The sequence below is a fragment of the Streptomyces sp. NPDC048504 genome (genome assembly GCF_043200035.1).
In the GTDB taxonomy this organism is placed as follows: domain Bacteria; phylum Actinomycetota; class Actinomycetes; order Streptomycetales; family Streptomycetaceae; genus Streptomyces.
Genome location: NZ_JBICXA010000038.1, coordinates 1 through 18,996 on the forward strand (window position 1 = coordinate 1; position 18,996 = coordinate 18,996).

The window sequence follows — 18,996 nt, forward strand, 5'->3', positions numbered from 1 at the left end:
CACTGTCTCCAGCACCGCAAGCTGTTCGACGAACAGACCGCCTTCCCCACCGAGCTTGCTGCCGCAGCTTGACGCGTTGGCATCGTGAGGTGTCTAAAGCCTCGTAGGCCGTCGGCCCCCGGCCCAGGAGGGTTGCACGTCCAGTGCTGGACTCGACGGGCGTCGAGCCGCCCGATACCGGGTGGGAGACCGGCGGGGTGTCGCGGTGCGGGTTGGTGGCCTAGCTGCTGGAGGTCGTGAGCCTTGGGCCACAGTCCCCAAGGGATCGACGCGGGCGCATGGGTCGTGCTGGATCTGGTGCACATCCGGGGCTGCTGGCTGCCCCGTGACGGCGGCGCCCCGGACCGGACCGGCCGAAGGCCGCATGCCGGGCCGGGGTGCGGTAGCCGTCGCGGCGGCGCGCCGAAGGCGCGCCCTGGAAGAAGTAAAGCCAGATTCCGCCACGTCCCGAACCGCTGACCGTTCCCGTCTCCCGATGGGTGCACGGCGCGAGGCATCACCGGCCGATCAGGGACGTTTGGTCCACCACTGGCAGGCAGCGTGCTTCCCGCTCTCCGGGCATGCCCTCGGATGCCGAACCCCTGGGTAATTCGGTTGCGTGAATGCAGTCCGTCTGATCCGTGCACCTTGAGCTGGAGCTGGCTTTTCCCGATTTCACTCCGGCTGTTTTAGGTCGGCGATCCCGCCGGAAACTTAGGGGCCGCTTACGGTGTTAACTCCTATAATTGCAAGGCAAGTTGAACGCGTCCAACCGGGGCGTGTCTGAGATGAACGCCCTAGGAGCGCTGAGGAGAACCCATGAACACCCGCTACATAATTTCCGATTTGAGGCTCTGGAGGCCGCGTCATGCCTGCCGAATCCGGCAACGAAACCAAAGGGGAAACCCGCCTGCCTGCCGTGTCGTCCGCTCCGGCCGAGCGTACCGGCGCGCTGGCACGCGAACTACGTCTGCAAGCTCTTTCAGAGGCGGACCGTGACCTTATACGGCTCGTCAATGATCCGCTCTTTTCGCGCTGGAAGGAGCAGATCAAAGCGATTGGCGGTTGTGCCAATCCGATCTATCTGTCCGGCTCGACGGTCACCCGCGATGCCACCACGGGTGAGGTGATCACGTCCTACTCGACCGCCGGAGAACCGGGTGAGCGACTGGCCGTGCGCTGCCGTAACCGGCGGGCCTCGGTCTGCGAGCCATGCTCTCGCCTGCATGCCGGGGACACGTTCCAACTCGTTCGTGCTGGCCTGTCCGGCGGCAAGGGTGTGCCCGATGCGGTGCGTGATCGATCCCGGCTGTTCGTCACCCTGACCGCTCCGTCTTTCGGGCCGGTGCATCGAGTGCTGGCCGGGGAGCGGTGCCACCCTCGCCGAGATGATCCACGATGCGAGCATGGACGGCGGCTGGGCTGTGGCTTGATGCACACCGATGACGAACCTGTGGTCGGCCTGCCGCTGTGCCCCGGCTGCTACGACTACCCCCGACACGTGTTGTGGCACGCGCACGCTGGGAAACTGTGGGACCGGTTTACCACGGCCGTACGCCGCTACCTCGCCTCGGCCGGTGGCATACCGCGCACCAAACTCGGCGATCACCTGGTGGTGTCCTTCGCGAAAGTCGCTGAGTTCCAACGGCGCTCGGCGATCCACTTCCACGCGGTCGTGCGTCTGGACGGTCCGGAGGGGCCCGGCTCGTCCGCCCCGGACTGGGCGACCGAGGAACTGCTCCTCGATGCGGTCGAGCACGCTGCTGCGTCCAGTTTCGTCACGGTGCCTTACTCGGGTGCCTACGGTACGGAACGAGTCGGCTGGGGCGGGCAGTTCGACGCCCATCCCATCCGGTCCGTCTCTGATGGTGACGTGCCGTCAGATTCGGCGGTGGCCGGGTACGTGGCGAAGTACGTGACCAAGGGTGCGGCGGAGACTGCGGCCGGACTGGACTACCGGGTTACCGGCCTGGGGGACATCCGTGCGGCAGTCGTGAACAGCCACGTACGGGCGTTGATGGGTACTTGCTGGCGCCTGGGTGGACTGTCCGAACTGGAACACCTCGGGCTTCGCCCATGGGCTCACAGCCTCGGCTACCGGGGCCACATCCTCACCAAATCCCGTCGCTACTCCACCACGTACGGCGTACTGCGCGGGGAGCGCGCCGACCATCGCAGGGGCGATGCCAAGCCCGATGATCCGTCAGCGGTCACAGAGTCGGCCTGGCGCTACGTCGGCTCCGGCCATACCCCTGGTGCGGCTGGCCTTGCTTTCGGAATTGCCGAAGATCACGCGCGCAGTCTCCAACTGGCCAGGGAGGCACCGGAAGACCCGGACCAGTGGGGTGAGTGGCCGTGACTGATCCGAAGAAGGGAAGGGGAGCGCGGTGTAATAAAGGGCTGACAATTCGTGTCTATCGAGTGAGTGAGAAAGGGGAGCGGAGGCTCGTACGAGTGAAGAAGTTCTGACGCTAAGGAGCCCCGACCCTGCTGAAAGGGTCGGGGCTCCTTGTATCCTCAGAAACCAGTCTTGAAGGCGTTCTCTCGGATTACCAGTCGCTCTCTCACATCCTCAGGAATTAGTAGATCCGCCTCAAGCTCGTTGGACTCGTTGTAGCCCACTTCGAATTTAATCCCTGCGCGTATGAGGTCATGGGACATGCCTTCCATACCGCCAGTCTCCCACTGCTGCCGGTATGTGCGACCGCCGTGAACGAGTACCCACCGGTCCTTGGCGCTCTCCGGATCGATGTCATCCATCTGTTTGAGCAGGGACTGAAGGGTTTCCTCTGCGGTCTCTTTGACGAACCCACCTCGGTCGAAGCGACCCCCTGGGGCGAGGCCTTCCATGTAGTACCTGGTGGAAGCTTCCAGTTGCCGGAGCTGATCCCGCATCTCCGCTCCACGGGCGTACTCTCTGTACTCGACGGCCTGATCCCCAAGTTCCTCAAGTACGGCGTCCACGAGAGCTGCGTAAAGCTCTTGAGGGTCTGCGCCCTTGCCCCCGCATACGCGGCAGCGAAGGTACTTGTACCGAACTCCTCGGCTGGTCGATGTCCGTACGGTGTAGTTGGTCTTGCAGTTGCGGCAGACGATCACACCAAGGAACTTGGTTGCCCCTGCCGTCCACGGATTCTCATTCGTTCTGCTGGCTCGGTCCAAGGCGTCCTGTAGCTCGTCGAACTCTTCCCGGGTCAGGATGGGGTCCGCCACCTTGATTGGATTGCCTTTGGCGTCGAGGACTTCCTGTGAGCGCTTCCGTCCAGATCTCCCGGCGACTTCAACCCGAAGTCCCTTGATTGCCGGATTACGGAGCTGTAGCAGGAGGGTGGTTGACGTCCACTTTCCTCCGTTGGATCCCGCGATTCCTGCGCGGTTTAGAATCTTGGCCATCTTCGAGGCAGAGACACCGCGCATTGCCGCTCTGTAAGCCCAGCGCAAGACCCTGTGGCCGACAGGGTCAATCACAAGGCGGACCTTTTCGCCCTTGTCCTTCTCCGTCGCATATCCATACGGAGGGCGACCGATAATCCAAGTTTCTTGTGTCTTCGCGTGCTGCCAAACGGAGGCAACCCGGATACCGGTGTTCGCAGCCTCGATCTCGGCCATGCCAGCAATGAGGGAGACGATTGTCTTGCCGATCGTGCTGGAGAGGTCGATGGGGTCGTGAAGGGACTTGAGATTCTTCCCGTACTCCTGGCACCAGTTGATGATCACTTGTAGGTCCAGGATGCGACGGACGAAGCGGTCGAGCTTCCAGAACATCAGAACGTCGAACTCGGGAGACCGGTCGTTGAGCCACTTCCCCAGTTCCCTGCGCTTCCAAGGTGGGACCTTGGTCGCCGATACGTTCAGGTCCCTGGCGACTCCTACGACTCTGACCCTGTCGTCGTTCGCCTTGCGCCAGAGGTCTAACTCCTGGCGTACCGGCGACGTTGTGTCGTCGGTGAGGATCGACAGTCGCACGGAGAGAAGTGCGCGGACAGTCCTCCGGGAGTTGCTCGTTCAGGGACTTGAGGTGCGCAAGCTCGGCCAACTCGCCCTCTGTCCAAGGGTGTTCATAGCTCACTGTCGCAGTCGTCATGTGACCAGCGTAGAGCGGTTGTCACCTCAGATACATATGGCCGCAGTTGTACTGGAACATCGGCTTCGCCGCCGCCGACTACGCGAAGCTGCTGCCTTGGTGGGCGGAGGTCGCGCGCGGCACGAAGACGCAGCTGTACGCAGGTGAGGCCCTGTACAAGGCGGGCGATCCGGCGCAGCCCGCGGCCTGGCAGGACCCGGCCGAACTGTCCCGCCACCTCACCCTCGCCGCCAAGTACCCCCAGGTCGGCGGGCATGTCTTCTTCGCGGCCCGGGACGTGGCGGTGGATCCGGTCGGCGCGATGGCACGGGTGGTGGCCGACCACTACCAGCAGCCGGCGAAGCCCCCGCGCTGAACTACCGTTCCGCGTCCGGGTACTTGATGTCCTGGTGCTTGATCTCGCAGTCCGGGCCGGGCGACATCACGGCCTCGTGCCCGTCGGCGAACCGGACGCGGTACGGCGGACTGCCCTCCGCGCCCATCACCTCGACGACTTCCGAGACCTGGTCGTGCACGCCGACCACCCGGCCGTGCTGGACGAGCCGATCACCCACGATCGCACGCATCTCTCGCGCCTCCTCACCGAGTACGGGAGCAGCGGTCCATGCCCTTCGATTCTACGGCGGACCGCCCGGCCGGGACCGGGACGTGCCCGCCTCTCAACTCCGGGCCCGTTGCGTGACGGCGATGCACACCAGCACCGCCGCCGCGGTCAGCGGGGCGGCCACGGGCAGGTGCTCGCCGAGCAGCAGGACCGACCACACCAGTGTGAGCAGCGGCTGGGCCAACTGCAACTGGCTGGCCTTCGGGACGCCGATGGCGGCCATGCCCCGGTACCAGACGACCAGCCCGAGGAACTGCGAACCGGCGGCGACCCACAGCAGCCCGGCCACGCTGTGCGCGGTGAGGTGCGGGGTGTCGTACGACAGCGCGATCGCGGCGGCGGGCACGCTCAGCGGCAGGCACAGGACCAGTGCCCAGGCGATGACCTGCCAGCCGGGCATGACCCGGGCCAGCCGGCCGCCCTCGGTGTAGCCGGCCGCGCAGACCAGCAGCGCGGCGAGCAGATACAGGTCGGCGGTGGTCACGGCGCCGCCGCTCTGCTGGACCGTGAAGGCGAGCACCGCGCCGGCACCCGTGAGCGCGGCCGTCCAGAAGGTGCGCGAGGGGCGGGTGCCGGTGCGCAGCGCGGACAGGGCGGCGGTCGTCAGCGGCAGCAGACCGACAACCACCGCCGCGTGCGCGGTGGTCGACGTCTCCAGCGCGAGCGTGGTGAGCAGCGGGAAGCCGACCACCACTCCGGCGGCTACGACGGCCAGCCCGCCCCAGTGCTGGCGACCGGGCACACGGACGCGCAGCGCCAGCAGACAGCCGCCCGCGATGACCGCGGCGAGGACGCTGCGCACGGCCACCAACGACCAGGCGCCGAAGCCTTCGAGCCCCCAGGCGGTGGCGGGGAAGGTGAGGGAGAAGGCGATCACACCGAGCGCGGCCTGGACGGTACCGGCGCGGACTCCGAGCGCGGGAGCCGGTGCGGTGGTGACGGGGCTGGTGCTGACCGCTATCGGGCTCGGGGCAGTAGCGCTATCGTGTGCTCTCATGCAAGAGCGTAGCAGTGTCGGTGAACTGGCGAATCATCTGCGACAGGAACTCGACCGCTACTCACCCGGTGGAAAGCTGCCGTCGAGCCGGGCGCTCGTCGGACGGTTCCGGGTGAGCCCCGTGACCGTCTCGCGCGCCCTCGCGCAGCTGGCCGCCGAGGGACTGGTGGTCACCCGGCCCGGCGCCGGCGCGTTCCGGGCGGCGCCCCGCCCCGCGACCGCCGCCGCCTCGGGGGACACCTCGTGGCAGGAGGTCGCGCTCAGTGCGGACGGCACCGCCGACTTCGTCCCGCGCACGGTGGACGCGTCCGCGGTCCTGGCCACGCTGGCCGTCCCGCCGCCGGGCGTGATCGAGTTCAACGGCGGCTATCTGCACCCCTCCTTGCAGCCCGAGCGCGCGATGGCCGCGGCCCTGTCCCGGGCCGGCCGTCGTCCCGGCGCCTGGGGACGGCCGCCGATGGAGGGCCTGCCGGAACTGCGCGAGTGGTTCGCGCGCAGCATCGGCGGAGCGGTGACGGCCGCCGACGTCCTGGTCAGCGCGGGCGGCCAGACCGCCCTCACCACCGCACTGCGCGCCCTCGCACCCCCCGGCGCACCGGTCCTCGTCGAATCCCCCACGTATCCAGGCATGTTGGCGATCGCGCGGGCGGCGGGCCTGCGCCCGGTGCCGGTGCCGGTGGACGCGGACGGCGTGAAACCTTCCCTGCTCGCCGACGCGTTCCGCGCCACCGGCGCCCGGGTCTTCGTCTGCCAGCCCCTGTTCCAGAACCCGACCGGCGCGGTCCTCGCCCCCGCCCGCCGCCCGGAGGTCCTGCGTATCGCCCGCGACGCGGGCGCGTTCGTCATCGAGGACGACTTCGTACGACGGCTGGTGCACGAGGACGCGGGCCCGCTGCCGCGCCCGCTCGCCGCCGACGACCCCGACGGAGTCGTCGTCCACGTCGGCTCGCTCACCAAGGCGACCTCGCCCAGCTTCCGGGTCAGCGCCCTCGCCGCGCACGGCCCGGTACTGGAACGCCTGCGCGCCATCCAGGTCGTCGACACCTTCTTCGTCCCCCGCCCGCTCCAGGAAGCGGCCCTGGAACTCGTCGGCTCCCCGGCCTGGCCCCGCCATCTCCGCGCGATCTCAACGGAGTTGAAGACCCGCCGCGACGCGTTGACGACCGCCCTGCGCCTCGAACTCCCCGCCTTCTCCCTCCCGCACATCCCCTCCGGCGGCTACCACCTCTGGCTCCGCCTCCCGGAGGGCACGGACGAACACTCCTTGACGATCGCGGCCCTCCGCGCGGGCGTCTCGATCACCCCCGGCCGCCCCTACTTCAGCGCCGAACCCCCGGCCGCCCACGTCCGGTTGAGCTTCGCGGCGGTCGCGGGGACGGGGGAGATCGTGGAGGGGGTGCGGCGGCTCCGGGGGGCCTGCGAGGGGGTGCTCTGACGCGGAGGTGCTCTAGTCCTCAGGCACCGGCACCAGGGCGCCGGCGAACTCCAGGGACGCGAACAGCTCCGGCGTCAGGTGCACGCCCGTCAGGCGATGGGCGAGCGCGAAGGCGGCCTCGGTGTGGAGGCCGTAGCTCCGGTCCTTGTCCTCACTCAGGTCGAAGCCCGACTCCCGCATCCCGGCGAGGAGTTCGGGTTCGTCCGCGTGGCTGCCGTCCCGGACGTAGGCGAAGAGCGGCTCGAAGTGCAGCCGTCTCTCCCCGTCCCCGAACCAGCGGAAGTGGTCCACCGCGTTCACGTTGCGGCGGTGGTCGTCCGTGTCATGGTCCAAAGCCTGCCACCCGCCACTGACAACGCCCGGGCCATGGGGAAAACCGCTCGACGCGGGCGCCCCTGGCCTGCGAGCCTCCCGCCATGAACGACATCCCGAGCCTTCCCGACGGCTATGAGTTCTCCGCCGACTCCGCCCGCGTCGACGTCGACCGCACCCACCACTGGCTGTCCACCGACGCCTACTGGGCGAAGGACCGGCCCCGCGAGAAGCATGAGCGGGCGGTCGCGTCCTCGATGAACTTCGGGGTGTACGACACGGCTTCGGGGGAGCAGGTGGCGTACGCGCGCGTGGTCACCGACCAGGCCGTGTTCGCGTGGCTGTGCGACGTGTACGTGGATCCGTCGGCACGCGGCAAGGGCATCGGCACGGCCTTCGTCGGCGCCGTGTGCGAGGAGCTGCGGCCGTTCGGGCTGCGGCGGATCCTGCTCGCCACGCACGACGCCCACGGGGTGTACGAGAAGCTCGGTTTCAAGCCGTTGGAGCGGCCCGACCGGTGGATGGCCCGCATTTTCGAGTGAGTTGTCCGCCTGGTCCCGACCTCGACGTGAGGTTTCGCCCACCCTGGGTAACTCTCATCCGGCCCCCCTTGACCTGCGTACTTCGGCGGATCACGATCGCCGCATGCAACTTCGGGTCACGTTCGTCGCCGCCGCGCGCAGCTCGCCGCTGCTCGCGGAGCGCTTCGAGGACGACCGCCCGCTGGACCAGGCGGGTTGGGACGAGGTCCAGCGCGCCGCCCCGGTCCTGCTGCCGCTGGCGGCGGCGGAACTGCGCTACTGCTCGCCGACCCCGCGCAGCCGGACCACCGGCGACGGCCTCGGTTACACCCCGCTGGTGCAACTCGCCCTGCGGGACTGCGACATGGGCCGCTGGCGCGGCCTGACCCTCGGCGAGGCGATGGCCCGCGAACCGGCCCTGGTCGACGCCTGGCTCGCCGACCCGCGCTCCACCCCGCACGGCGGCGAGTCCCTGCTGGCCTTCATCGCCCGCGTCGGCGGCTGGCTGGACACCCGCCCCGACGACGACGGCGGCCGCATAGTCGCCGTCGCCGAACCCTCCGTCATCCGCGCCGCGTTGGTCTACGCCCTCAAGGCACCCCCGTCGACCTACTGGAACTTCGACGTACGCCCCCTGTCGACAACCACGGTCACGGGGCATGCGGGGCGGTGGAATCTGCGGTTCGACGGGGCGGGGGTTCCGTCGAGGCGGGTGTAGGGCGGGGCGGGTCTTGCCGCGGGTGTAGCGGGTGAGGGCGTTGCCCCTCAACTCCCGCGCGCGTACTCCGTGTTGAGCACCAGATCCTTCGCAGGCCCGCCCACCCGCCACACCGTCCGCCAGTGGTCCGCGTCCAGCACCGTGAACTCGCCCCGGTACAGATCCGCCGAGCAGGGATGGTCGGCGACATGGTGCCCCGAGGTCAGATCCAGGTGGTGGAAGGGCCGTCCGTCGCCGAAGCGCACGTCGGCCGTCCCCGGTGTGCCGCCCGGCAGGAACCGTAGGGTCCGCTCGGCGGGGCGGGCCACGCCCCGCCAGGTGAAGGTGCCCGACTCCGCGTGCAGCAGGCCCCCTTCGGGCAGCGCGGTGAAGACGGTCGTACCCGCGAAGTCGCCCTCGTCGCCGCTCGACAGGTCCCGTACCGACCTCCGCACCCGCCAGCTCCCGGACAGATACGCCAACACGTCCCGCACCGGCCAGAACTCGCCCATCGTCACCCCTTCCCGCGCCGCCGCCGCCGCGGACGCCGGCCGTCCGGCGAGTCGGTGGGCGCCTTGCGTTCGCCCTGGGTCCGGATCTCGTAGTGCGAGGCGTGGCTCGTGGCCCGGAATGCCTCCTCGTACGCGGCCAGGGCGCCGCCCATGGCGCCGCCGGCGGTGCCGCGGCGGCGGATCCGCCGGGCCAGCCAGGTGAAGAACCCCAGGACGGCGGTCAGGAAGCCGAGCAGGGCCAGGTACGGGAACAGCGCATGCATGCCCTCGACCCTACGTCCCTCCACGCCCCGGCCCCATTGACGTGCTCACGCCCCTTCTCTATCTTGCCGTTCGAAGTGCTGACCGACGTCTGGTATTTCGAACAACCTTGGAGTGGCTTCCGGGTAAGTTCCGGAGCCGCTTCAGGGCAACTTCAAGAGCCGCGGAGTATCCATGTCACGCACCAGCCGCATCCGCCTGAGACTTGCCTTGGGGGCAAGCGCTTTCCTGCTGGCGACGACCGTCGTCCCCGCACCTGCCCACGCCGAGGACGTCACCGACTACGCGATCACCGTCGATCCGTCTGCGCAGGGCGCCGCGATCGACAAGACGATGTACGGCGTCTTCTTCGAGGACATCAACCGCGCGGCCGACGGCGGCCTGTACGCCGAGCTCGTGCAGAACCGGTCCTTCGAGTACTCCACCGACGACAACACGTCGTACACCCCGCTGACCGGTTGGACGGTCGCCGGTACGGCCCAGGTCGTGGACGACGCCGGCCGCCTCAACGAGACCAACCGCAACTACCTTTCCCTGGCGGCCGGTTCGTCCGTCACGAACGCCGGCTACAACACCGGCATCGCCGTCGAGGACGGCAAGAAGTACGACTTCTCCGTGTGGGCCCGCGCCGACAGCGGCACCACACTCACCGTGAGCCTCCAGGACACCGGCGGCACGCTGGCGACGGCACACCAGGTGAAGGTGAGGAAGAACGGCTGGGCGCAGTACCGGGCGGGGTTCACCGCGACCCGCACCAGCACCGCCGGCCGCCTCACCGTCGCCTCCTCCGACGCGACCGCCCTCGACATGGTGTCCCTCTTCCCCCGCGACACCTACAAGCACGAGCCGAACGGCCTCCGCAAGGACCTCGCCGAGAAGGTCGCCGCCCTGCACCCGGGCTTCGTGCGCTTCCCCGGCGGCTGCCTGGTCAACACCGGTTCCATGGACGACTACAGCGCCGCCTCCGGCTACCAGCGCAAGCGCTCGTACCAGTGGAAGGACACCGTCGGCCCGGTCGAGACCCGCGCCACGAACTCCAACTTCTGGGGCTACAACCAGAGTTACGGCCTCGGCTACTACGAGTACTTCCGCTTCGCCGAGGACATCGGCGCGATGCCGCTGCCCGTCGTACCGGCCCTGGTGACAGGCTGCGGCCAGAACAAGGCCGTCGACGACCCGGCGCTGCTCAAGCGGCACATCCAGGACACCCTGGATCTCGTCGAGTTCGCCAACGGACCCGTGACGTCGAAGTGGGGCGGGCTGCGCGCCGAGATGGGCCACCCCAAGCCGTTCCACCTCACCCACATCGAGGTCGGCAACGAGGAGAACCTCCCCACCGAGTTCTTCGCCCGCTTCACCCGGTTCCGTACGGCGATCGAGGCCAAGTACCCGTACATGACCGTGATCTCCAACGCGGGCCCGGACGACAGCGGTTCGACCTTCGACACGGCCTGGCAGCTCAACAAGGACGCCAAGGTCGGCATGGTCGACGAGCACTACTACAACAGCCCGCAGTGGTTCCTGCAGAACAACGACCGCTACGACTCCTACGACCGCACCGGCCCGAAGGTCTTCCTCGGTGAATACGCCTCCGGCGGCAACGCGTTCAAGAACGGTCTAGCTGAGGCCGCCTACATGACCGGCCTGGAACGCAACGCCGACGTCGTCAAACTCGCCTCCTACGCACCGCTGTTCGCCAACGAGGACTACGTCCAGTGGCGCCCGGACCTGCTGTGGTTCAACAACCACGCGTCCTGGGGTTCCGCCAACTACGAGGTCCAGAAGCTGTTCATGAACAACGTGGGCACGCGCGTGGTGCCGACGACGGCTACCGGCACACCCTCACTCGCCGCCCCGATCTCCGGCGCGGTCGGCCTGTCGACCTGGGCGACGAGCGCGGCGTACGACGATGTGACGGTGACCGGCGCCGACGGGACGTCGCTGCTGAGCGACGACTTCTCCGGTGACGCCTCCCGGTGGACCCATACGGGAGGCGGGAGTTGGAGCCTTGAGGACGGGCAGTACGTCCAGACCGACACCGCCGCCGAGAACACCATGGTCTCTGCGGGCGATCCGGCCTGGCACGACTACGACCTGCATGTGAAGGCCACCAAGAAGGCAGGAAAAGAAGGCTTCCTGGTCGCGTTCGGCGTCAAGGACACCGGCAACTACTACTGGTGGAACGTGGGCGGCTGGAACAACACCCAGACGGCCGTCGAACAGGCCGTGGACGGCGGCAAGTCGACGCTGATCGCCAAGCCGGGGATCATCGAGACGGGCCGCGCCTACGACGTCGACATCAAGGTAAGGGGCCGTCAGGTCACCCTGTACCTCGACGGCCAGGAGTGGGGAACCTTCGCCGACGACAAGCCGGTCGAGCCGTTCCGTCAGGTCGCCACCTTGGACGCGAAGACCGGCGACCTGATCGTCAAGGTCGTCAACGACCAGTCCTCGGCGGCCCGTACGGCGATCGACCTGGGCGGTGCGAAGGTCTCCTCCAAGGCGAAGGTCACCACGCTCGCCGCCGCGCCCGACGCGGTGAACAGCGAGACGGCGACCGCGGTCACGCCGGTCGTGTCCACCTTCAAGGGGGTTGCGGACAGGTTCAGTTACACCTACCCGGCGAACTCCGTCACGTTCCTGAGGATCAGGCAGAAGTAGCAACTGCCCGAGAATCAGGCGGAGGTGGCTCCGGCCTGGGTGTCCGGCGTGGGCTGCTGTCCCAGCGGCAGCAGCCCACGCTCGGCGAAGACCTTCTTCGCGGCGAAGGTCGCGTTGAGCGCCTTGGGGATGCCGCAGTACACGGCCGAGTGCGTGAGGGCCTCGATGATCTCCTCGGGCGTGAGGCCCACGTTCAGCGCCGCGTTCACGTGCACGTCGAGCTGCGCCTCACAGCCGCCGAGCGCGGTGAGCATGCCCAGCGTCACCAACTGGCGGTCGCGCGGGGCGAGTCCGGGACGGTCGTAGATCTCGCCGAAGGCCCAGGCGACGACCTGGTGACCCAGTTCGGGGTTGATGTCGGCGAGCGAGTCGACGACCCGCTGCCCAGCCTCGCCGTCGACCCGCTTCAGGACCTCCAGGCCGTGGGCGAAACGCTCTTCACGGGTGGTGCTCGCGCTCATGTCAGCTCATCCGATCCCGGCCGCTCGTGCCCGACCTCGTCGAGGAGCAGCCGTTGGTAGTGGTCGATCTTGTCGTCCAGCGCGGACGCGTTGCGGCGCAACGCCCTGATCCGGTCGGCCAGTTCGGCGCGGTGCTCACGGAGCATCGCCAGCCGGTCGGCGACCGTGACGTCCCCCGCCGCCCGCAGCCCCGCGAACCTCTGCATGTCGGCGATCGACATACCCGTCTCGCGCAGCCGCAGCAGAAACTCCAGCCAGGCCAGGTCCGCTGCCTGATACCGCCGTTGGTTGCCGGTGGTCCTGCCGACCCGCTCGATGAGGCCGGCCTTCTCGTAGTAGCGCAAGGTGTCGTGCGAGAGGCCGGTGCGCTCGGAGACCTGGGCGATGGTGAGGGTGGGTTCCCGGTCCCGGGTGAGGGGCTTCGGGGGGTGTCCGCTGCTCATGAACACAACGGTAGAACCTGGAGCGCGCTCCAGGTCAAGCCCGGCCGGGGATCACCGCGGACGCGCGAGCGTGTCCCGCGTCCGAACCGTTGGATCATGCTTGACCTGGGGTTTACCCGATGAGCCGCACGACCATGATCGACGTGTACCAGGACCGCGCTGCGAGCAGTTGTTCCTGGCCGGGGGAAATGCTGCCGTCCGGCGCGCCGCGCAGGAGGGGCTGGACGAGCTCGGGCCGCAGGCCGATCTCTACTGCTGGCTGGCCCTCGGGCATCCCGTCGAGGACGACGACCGCGACGACCGTGCGGAGGAGGCGTCGCGGGCGGGACTCGCGCTCGACGCCGCCCATCTCGGACTCCTCGCCGGGTACGCCGAACTGTGCCTGCGCGCCGACGCGTTCGAGTACCCCGGCCGTGCCGCGCGCGCCCCCGTCCTCTCCCGGCGCCTGAAGGAGCCGGCACCGGAGTCCGCCGAGGCCGAACAGCTCGCCGCCGGCGCGCGCTGGGCCCGGCGCGGTTACTGGGAGGGCATCAGGTGAGGGCGGTGGCCGGTGCGCTCCTGGGCCTCGACACCGAGGCCCAGGCCCGCGCCCTGGCCGAGGACCTCCGGCAGCGGGACGGCGACGGCGCGATCACGCAGGGTGCCGGAACCGTCGACCGTGACGCCGTCGTGCGCGCCGCGACCCTGGAGGTGCTGTCCGATCCGTGGAACGCGTCGGCGCGCGGCCGCGGGCGTGCATCCCGCAGGTCCAGGCCCGAGTACGTCAGGTGCATCACGGCCAGGGCACCGATGGGCACCGTGATCATCGACAGGACGGCCGCCCAGCCCTCGGGCTCCTCCATGCCCGGCACCATCAGTCCGAGGAGAAGCCACGCCAGGAGACAGAGCGAGGGATGCGCGCTGGACGTCGCGATCCTGTGTGCATACCCACTCACTCGGATTGCATAAACGTGCAGCGAAACGTATAGTCATGCCATCGAAGAGGAGGGTTCCATGGCGGTACGTGCGGCAGTGGCCGGAGCGAGTGGATACGCGGGCGGGGAACTGCTGCGTCTGCTCCTGGCGCACCCCGAGGTCGAGATCGGTGCCCTGACCGGCAACTCCAACGCCGGACAGAAACTCGGCGCGCTGCAACCGCATCTGCTGCCGCTCGCCGACCGGGTCCTCCAGGAAACCACCCCCGAAATCCTCGCCGGGCACGACGTCGTCTTCCTCGCGCTGCCGCACGGGCAGTCCGCCGCCGTCGCCGAGCAGCTCGGCCCGGACGTCCTCGTCGTCGACATGGGCGCCGACTTCCGGCTCAAGGACGCCGCCGACTGGGAGAAGTTCTACGGCTCCGCGCACGCCGGCACCTGGCCCTACGGCCTGCCCGAACTCCCGGGCGCCCGTGCCGCGTTGGAGGGGTCCAAGCGCATCGCCGTGCCCGGTTGCTATCCGACGGCCGCCTCCCTCGCGCTCTTCCCGGCGTACGCCGCGGGGCTCGCCGAGAACGAGGCCGTGATCGTCGCCGCCTCCGGCACCTCCGGCGCCGGCAAGGCACCCAAGGCGCACCTCCTCGGCAGCGAGGTCATGGGCTCCATGTCGCCGTACGGCGTCGGCGGCGGGCACCGGCACACCCCCGAGATCATCCAGAACCTCGGCGCGGCGGGCGGCGAGCCGGTCACCGTGTCCTTCACACCCACCCTCGCGCCGATGCCCCGCGGCATCCTCGCCACCTGCAGCGCCAAGGCCAAGCCCGGTGTCACCGGCGAGTCCGTGCGCGCCGCGTACGAGAAGGCCTTCGCCGACGAGCCGTTCGTGTTCCTGCTCCCCGAGGGGCAGTGGCCCGCGACGGCGTCCGTCTACGGTTCCAACGCCGTTCAGGTGCAGGTCGCGTACGACGAGGCCGCGGGACGCATCATCGCGATCAGCGCTATCGACAATCTGACCAAGGGCACCGCGGGCGGTGCCGTACAGAGCATGAACCTCGCCCTCGGGCTCGACGAGTCCACCGGGCTGACCACGATCGGAGTCGCGCCGTGAGTGTGACGGCAGCACAGGGATTCACGGCCGCGGGCATCGCCGCCGGGATCAAGGAGAACGGCAACCCGGACCTGGCCCTCGTGGTCAACACCGGGCCCCGCCTCGCCGCCGCGGGCGTCTTCACCTCCAACCGCGTCAAAGCCGCGCCGGTGTTGTGGTCGGAACAGGTCCTGAAGGGCGGTCAGGTATCCGCCGTCGTCCTCAACTCCGGTGGTGCCAACGCCTGTACGGGTCCGAAGGGCTTCCAGGACACCCACGCCACCGCGGAGAAGGTCGCCGACACGCTCGGGCTCAACGCCGCCGAGGTCGCCGTCGCCTCCACCGGTCTCATCGGGCTGCTCCTTCCGATGGACAAGCTGCTTCCTGGAGTCGAGACCGCCGCCGGTCAACTCTCCCCGCACGGGGGTGAGAAGGCCGCCATCGCCATCAAGACCACCGACAGCGTGCACAAGACCGCCGTCGTGAGCACCAAGGCCGGCTGGACCGTCGGCGGTATGGCCAAGGGCGCCGGCATGCTCGCTCCCGGCCTCGCCACCATGCTCGTCGTCCTCACCACCGACGCCGACGTCGAAACCGACGTACTGGACAAGGCACTTCGGGCCGCCACCCGCACCACCTTCGACCGCGTCGACTCCGACGGCTGCATGTCCACCAACGACACCGTGCTGCTGCTCGCCTCCGGCGCCTCCCAAGTCATCCCGGAACACGCCGAGTTCGCCGAAGCCGTGCGCGCCGTCTGCGACGACCTCGGGCAGCAGCTCATCCGCGACGCCGAAGGTGCCAGCAAGGACATCAAGGTCGAGATCGTCAACGCCGCCAGCGAGGACGACGCTGTGGAGGTGGGCCGTTCCATCGCCCGCAACAACCTCCTCAAGTGCGCCATCCACGGCGAAGACCCCAACTGGGGACGGGTGTTGTCCGCGATCGGCACGACCAAGGCCGCCTTCGAACCCGACCAGCTCAACGTCGCCATCAACGGCGTCTGGGTCTGCAAGAACGGCGGTGTCGGTGAGGACCGGGAGAAGGTCGACATGCGCTACCGCGAGGTGCACATCGTCGCCGACCTGGCCGCCGGCACCGAGACCGCGACGATCTGGACCAACGACCTCACCGCGGACTACGTCCACGAGAACAGCGCGTACTCGTCATGAGCACTACCCGCAAGCACACCGCGCTGCCCAAGGCGCAGATCCTCATCGAGGCGCTGCCCTGGCTGACCCGGCACAACGGAAAGACCGTCGTCATCAAGTTCGGCGGCAACGCCATGATCGACGAGGACCTGAAGGCCGCGTTCGCCCAGGACGTCGTGTTCCTGCACCACGCGGGCCTCAAGCCCGTCGTCGTGCACGGCGGCGGCCCGCAGATCAGCGCCGCCCTCGACCGGCACGGCATCGTCAGCGAGTTCAAGGCCGGCCTGCGCGTCACCACCGAGGACGCCATGGACGTCGTACGGATGGTGCTCGCCGGGCAGGTGCAGCGCGAGCTGGTCGGGCTGCTCAACCAACACGGGCCGCTCGCCGTCGGGTTGACCGGCGAGGACGCGCACACCATCACCGCCACCAAGCACCAGCCCGAGATCGACGGGGAGTTGGTCGACATCGGGCGGGTGGGTGAGATCACCGCGATCGACACCGGCGCGATCGAGGCACTGCTCGCCGACGGCCGTATCCCGGTCGTCTCGTCGATCGCCAGGAGCGAGGACGACGGACATGTCTACAACGTCAATGCTGATACGGCGGCTGCGGCACTCGCTGCTGCGCTGGGGGCCGAGACCCTCATGGTCCTCACGGACGTCGAGGGTCTCTACGAGGACTGGCCCAACAGCGACGAGGTGATCAGCCGACTCACCGCCACCCAACTGGAGAAGCTGCTCCCGGAGTTGAGCTCCGGAATGGTGCCGAAGATGGAGGGCTGTCTGCACGCCGTGCGCAACGGCGTGACCACCGCCCGCGTCATCGACGGCCGGGTCCAGCACTCGATCCTGCTGGAGATCTTCACCGACGAGGGCATCGGCACGATGGTCGTGCCGGACGAGCTGCCCGACCCGAAGCCCGCCAGGAAGAAGTCCGCCAAGAAGTCGGGCAAGAAGCAGGGGGATGCCGTATGACCGCGAATGAGGACCTGACCCAGCGGTGGCAGGGGTCGCTCATGAACAACTACGGCACCCCGAAGCTCCCCCTCGTCCGCGGCGCCGGCGCCAGGCTGTGGGACGCCGACGGCAACGAGTACGTCGACTTCGTCGGCGGTATCGCGGTCAACGCGCTCGGCCACGCGCACCCGGCGATCGTGGAAGCCGTCAGCAAGCAGATCGCCGAACTCGGCCATGTCTCCAACCTGTTCATCGCCGAACCGCCCGTCGCCCTCGCCGAACGGCTCCTGGAGCGCTTCGGCCGGGACGGCAAGGTGTTCTTCTGCAACTCCGGCGCCGAGGCCAACGAAGGCGCCTTCAAGATCGGCCGCCTGACGGGCCGTCAGCACATGGTCGCCACCGAAGGCGGCTTCCACGGCAGGACGATGGGCTCCCTCGCCCTCACCGGCCAGCCCGCCAAGCAGGAGCCCTTCCTCCCACTGCCCGGCGATGTCACGCACGTGCCCTACGGCGACGCGCAGGCCCTCGCCGCCGCCGTCACCGACGAGACCGCGCTCGTCATCATCGAGCCGATCCAGGGCGAGAACGGGGTCGTCGTACCGCCCGCCGGATACCTGAAGGCGGCCCGCGCGATCACCGCCGCGCACGGCGCGCTGCTGGTCCTGGACGAGGTGCAGACCGGAGTCGGCCGTACCGGGCACTGGTTCGAGTACCAGGCCCACGAAGGTGTCCTGCCCGATGTCGTGACCCTCGCGAAGGGGCTCGGCGGCGGACTGCCGCTCGGCGCCACCGTGGCCTTCGGGCGCGCGGCCGAGCTGCTCCAGCCGGGCCAGCACGGCACGACGTTCGGCGGCAACCCGGTCGCCTGCGCCGCCGGACTCGCCGTACTCGACACCATCGCGAACGAGGGGCTGCTGGAGAACGTCAAGCGTCAGAGCGAGAAGCTGCGGGACGGAATCGAGGGCGCCGACGGCAGTTCTCGTCACCCGTTGATCGATTATGTCCGGGGCGCGGGCCTCCTCCTGGGTATCGTGCTCACCGAGCCGCTCGCGCCCCAGGTGCAACAGGCGGCTCAGGACGCCGGCTTCCTGGTCAACGCGCCCGCCCCCGATGTCGTACGGCTGATGCCACCGCTGAACCTCGGCGACGACGAGGCGGACGCGTTCCTCCGGGCGCTGCCCGGGGTCCTGGACGTGGCCAAGGGGGACGGATGATCCGGAGAATGAGTCGACGATGAGTCAGGCGCAGGAGAACGAGCACACCGCGGGGCCGGCCGTGCCGCAGACCCGCACCGCCCGCCACCGCCGGATCGTGGACATCCTCAACCGGCAACCGGTGCGTTCCCAGAGCCAGTTGGCGAAGCTGCTGTCCGACGACGGGCTGAGTGTCACCCAGGCGACGCTCTCCCGGGACCTGGACGAGCTGAACGCGGTGAAGATCCGCAACAACGACGGCGACCTCATCTACGCGGTACCGAGCGAGGGCGGCTTCCGCACCCCGCGCGTGCCGCTGGGGGAGTCGGCGAAGGAGGAGCGGATGCGGCGGCTCTCCTCCGAGCTGCTGATCTCCGCGGAGGCCTCCGCCAACCTCGTGGTCCTGCGCACCCCGCCGGGCGCCGCCCAGTTCCTCGCCTCGGCGATCGACCAGGCGGAACTCCAGGACATCCTCGGCACCATCGCCGGCGACGACACGCTCCTGCTGATCAGCCGGGACCCGCTCGGGGGGCAGGCCCTCGCGGACCATCTGCTGCGGCTGGCGCAGAACGACCACTGACGTACCCGTACGACCAACGAGTCGGGGGGGGGGGGGGGGGGGGGGGGGGGCCCCCCCCCCCCCAGGGGGGGGGGGGGGGGGGGGGGGCGGCGCGGCCCGCGCCCCCCCCCCCCCCCCCCGCCCCGGGGGGGGGGGGGGGCCCCGG

At 69.0% G+C, this 18,996-nt stretch carries 20 protein-coding genes and 1 pseudogene; 13 read left to right on the top strand and 8 right to left on the bottom strand.

Annotation, left to right across the window (positions count from 1 at the left end):
- Window positions 1-847 precede the first annotated feature (847 nt).
- Window positions 848-2,338: a replication initiator gene (locus ACGFY9_RS48520; RefSeq protein ID WP_393765544.1), complete on the top strand. Its 1,491-nt coding sequence runs from the start codon at window positions 848-850 to the stop codon at window positions 2,336-2,338.
- A gap of 158 nt (window positions 2,339-2,496) precedes the next feature.
- On the opposite strand, the gene ACGFY9_RS48525 is transcribed toward ACGFY9_RS48520, so the two are convergent.
- Window positions 2,497-3,945 carry a recombinase family protein gene (locus tag ACGFY9_RS48525; protein WP_393765546.1) on the bottom strand — a complete coding sequence of 483 codons (1,449 nt, stop codon included), beginning with the start codon at window positions 3,943-3,945 and terminating at the stop codon, window positions 2,497-2,499.
- 149 nt (window positions 3,946-4,094) lie between these two features.
- Here ACGFY9_RS48525 and ACGFY9_RS48530 point away from each other — a divergent pair.
- Window positions 4,095-4,418: pseudogene (locus ACGFY9_RS48530) on the top strand (hypothetical protein); the annotation flags it as partial.
- A 1-nt stretch (window position 4,419) separates the two neighbouring features.
- On the opposite strand, the gene ACGFY9_RS48535 reads toward ACGFY9_RS48530, so the two are convergent.
- Window positions 4,420-4,629 carry a DUF1918 domain-containing protein gene (locus ACGFY9_RS48535; protein ID WP_393765547.1) on the bottom strand — a complete coding sequence of 70 codons (210 nt, stop codon included), beginning with the start codon at window positions 4,627-4,629 and terminating at the stop codon, window positions 4,420-4,422.
- Window positions 4,630-4,722: 93 nt separating this feature from the next.
- Window positions 4,723-5,664, bottom strand: a complete 942-nt coding sequence (locus ACGFY9_RS48540; RefSeq protein WP_393765549.1) for a DMT family transporter — start codon at window positions 5,662-5,664, stop codon at window positions 4,723-4,725.
- Here ACGFY9_RS48540 and ACGFY9_RS48545 point away from each other — a divergent pair.
- Entirely contained in the window at window positions 5,663-7,099 is a 1,437-nt protein-coding gene (locus ACGFY9_RS48545) for a PLP-dependent aminotransferase family protein (RefSeq protein ID WP_393765551.1), read from the top strand. The genes ACGFY9_RS48540 and ACGFY9_RS48545 overlap by 2 nt on opposite strands.
- A 12-nt stretch (window positions 7,100-7,111) precedes the next feature.
- Here the strand turns inward: ACGFY9_RS48545 and ACGFY9_RS48550 are convergent, their stop codons facing one another.
- On the bottom strand, window positions 7,112-7,432 hold the full coding sequence (locus tag ACGFY9_RS48550; RefSeq protein ID WP_393765553.1) for a DUF6461 domain-containing protein: 321 nt from the start codon (window positions 7,430-7,432) through the stop codon (window positions 7,112-7,114).
- Window positions 7,433-7,515: 83 nt separating this feature from the next.
- On the opposite strand from ACGFY9_RS48550, the gene ACGFY9_RS48555 reads away from it, so the two are divergent.
- Window positions 7,516-7,953: a GNAT family N-acetyltransferase gene (locus tag ACGFY9_RS48555; RefSeq protein ID WP_393765555.1), complete on the top strand. Its 438-nt coding sequence runs from the start codon at window positions 7,516-7,518 to the stop codon at window positions 7,951-7,953.
- A gap of 103 nt (window positions 7,954-8,056) precedes the next feature.
- Window positions 8,057-8,650, top strand: coding sequence for a histidine phosphatase family protein (locus ACGFY9_RS48560; protein ID WP_393765557.1), 594 nt, complete (start codon window positions 8,057-8,059; stop codon window positions 8,648-8,650).
- Window positions 8,651-8,697: 47 nt separating this feature from the next.
- Here ACGFY9_RS48560 and ACGFY9_RS48565 read toward each other — a convergent pair whose 3' ends face one another.
- On the bottom strand, window positions 8,698-9,141 hold the full coding sequence (locus ACGFY9_RS48565; protein ID WP_393765559.1) for a DUF6314 family protein: 444 nt from the start codon (window positions 9,139-9,141) through the stop codon (window positions 8,698-8,700).
- Window positions 9,142-9,143: 2 nt separating this feature from the next.
- Entirely contained in the window at window positions 9,144-9,404 is a 261-nt protein-coding gene (locus tag ACGFY9_RS48570; protein ID WP_393765561.1) for a hypothetical protein, read from the bottom strand.
- 172 nt (window positions 9,405-9,576) lie between these two features.
- On the opposite strand from ACGFY9_RS48570, the gene ACGFY9_RS48575 reads away from it, so the two are divergent.
- Complete coding sequence (locus ACGFY9_RS48575; protein WP_393765563.1) at window positions 9,577-12,063, top strand: alpha-L-arabinofuranosidase C-terminal domain-containing protein; 2,487 nt, start codon at window positions 9,577-9,579, stop codon at window positions 12,061-12,063.
- A 14-nt stretch (window positions 12,064-12,077) separates the two neighbouring features.
- Here the strand turns inward: ACGFY9_RS48575 and ACGFY9_RS48580 are convergent, their stop codons facing one another.
- Together ACGFY9_RS48580 and ACGFY9_RS48585 are read right to left on the bottom strand one after the other, a co-directional pair.
- Complete coding sequence (locus ACGFY9_RS48580) at window positions 12,078-12,524, bottom strand: carboxymuconolactone decarboxylase family protein (RefSeq protein ID WP_393765565.1); 447 nt, start codon at window positions 12,522-12,524, stop codon at window positions 12,078-12,080.
- A complete protein-coding gene (locus ACGFY9_RS48585; protein WP_393765567.1) occupies window positions 12,521-12,967 on the bottom strand; it encodes a MerR family transcriptional regulator in 447 nt (148 codons plus the stop codon). The genes ACGFY9_RS48580 and ACGFY9_RS48585 overlap by 4 nt, the downstream gene beginning before the upstream one ends.
- A 169-nt stretch (window positions 12,968-13,136) precedes the next feature.
- Here ACGFY9_RS48585 and ACGFY9_RS48590 point away from each other — a divergent pair, with 169 nt between their 5' ends.
- From ACGFY9_RS48590 to ACGFY9_RS48620, 7 genes are read left to right on the top strand one after another with little or no spacing between them, the layout of a single operon-like run.
- Window positions 13,137-13,505, top strand: a complete 369-nt coding sequence (locus tag ACGFY9_RS48590) for a hypothetical protein (RefSeq protein ID WP_393765569.1) — start codon at window positions 13,137-13,139, stop codon at window positions 13,503-13,505.
- Between the two features lie 5 nt (window positions 13,506-13,510).
- On the top strand, window positions 13,511-13,915 hold the full coding sequence (locus ACGFY9_RS48595) for a hypothetical protein (protein WP_393765571.1): 405 nt from the start codon (window positions 13,511-13,513) through the stop codon (window positions 13,913-13,915).
- Between the two features lie 45 nt (window positions 13,916-13,960).
- Window positions 13,961-14,989 (top strand): N-acetyl-gamma-glutamyl-phosphate reductase, encoded by a 1,029-nt coding sequence (gene argC, locus ACGFY9_RS48600; protein ID WP_393765573.1) that lies wholly within the window; start codon window positions 13,961-13,963, stop codon window positions 14,987-14,989.
- Complete coding sequence (argJ, locus tag ACGFY9_RS48605) at window positions 14,986-16,140, top strand: bifunctional glutamate N-acetyltransferase/amino-acid acetyltransferase ArgJ (RefSeq protein WP_393765575.1); 1,155 nt, start codon at window positions 14,986-14,988, stop codon at window positions 16,138-16,140. Before argC ends, argJ begins: the two co-directional genes overlap by 4 nt.
- Complete coding sequence (argB, locus tag ACGFY9_RS48610) at window positions 16,137-17,096, top strand: acetylglutamate kinase (RefSeq protein ID WP_393765577.1); 960 nt, start codon at window positions 16,137-16,139, stop codon at window positions 17,094-17,096. The genes argJ and argB overlap by 4 nt, the downstream gene beginning before the upstream one ends.
- Window positions 17,093-18,292, top strand: coding sequence for an acetylornithine transaminase (locus ACGFY9_RS48615; RefSeq protein WP_393765579.1), 1,200 nt, complete (start codon window positions 17,093-17,095; stop codon window positions 18,290-18,292). Before argB ends, ACGFY9_RS48615 begins: the two co-directional genes overlap by 4 nt.
- Window positions 18,293-18,311: 19 nt before the next feature.
- Window positions 18,312-18,851: an arginine repressor gene (locus tag ACGFY9_RS48620; protein WP_393765581.1), complete on the top strand. Its 540-nt coding sequence runs from the start codon at window positions 18,312-18,314 to the stop codon at window positions 18,849-18,851.
- The last annotated feature ends 145 nt before the right edge of the window (window positions 18,852-18,996 follow it).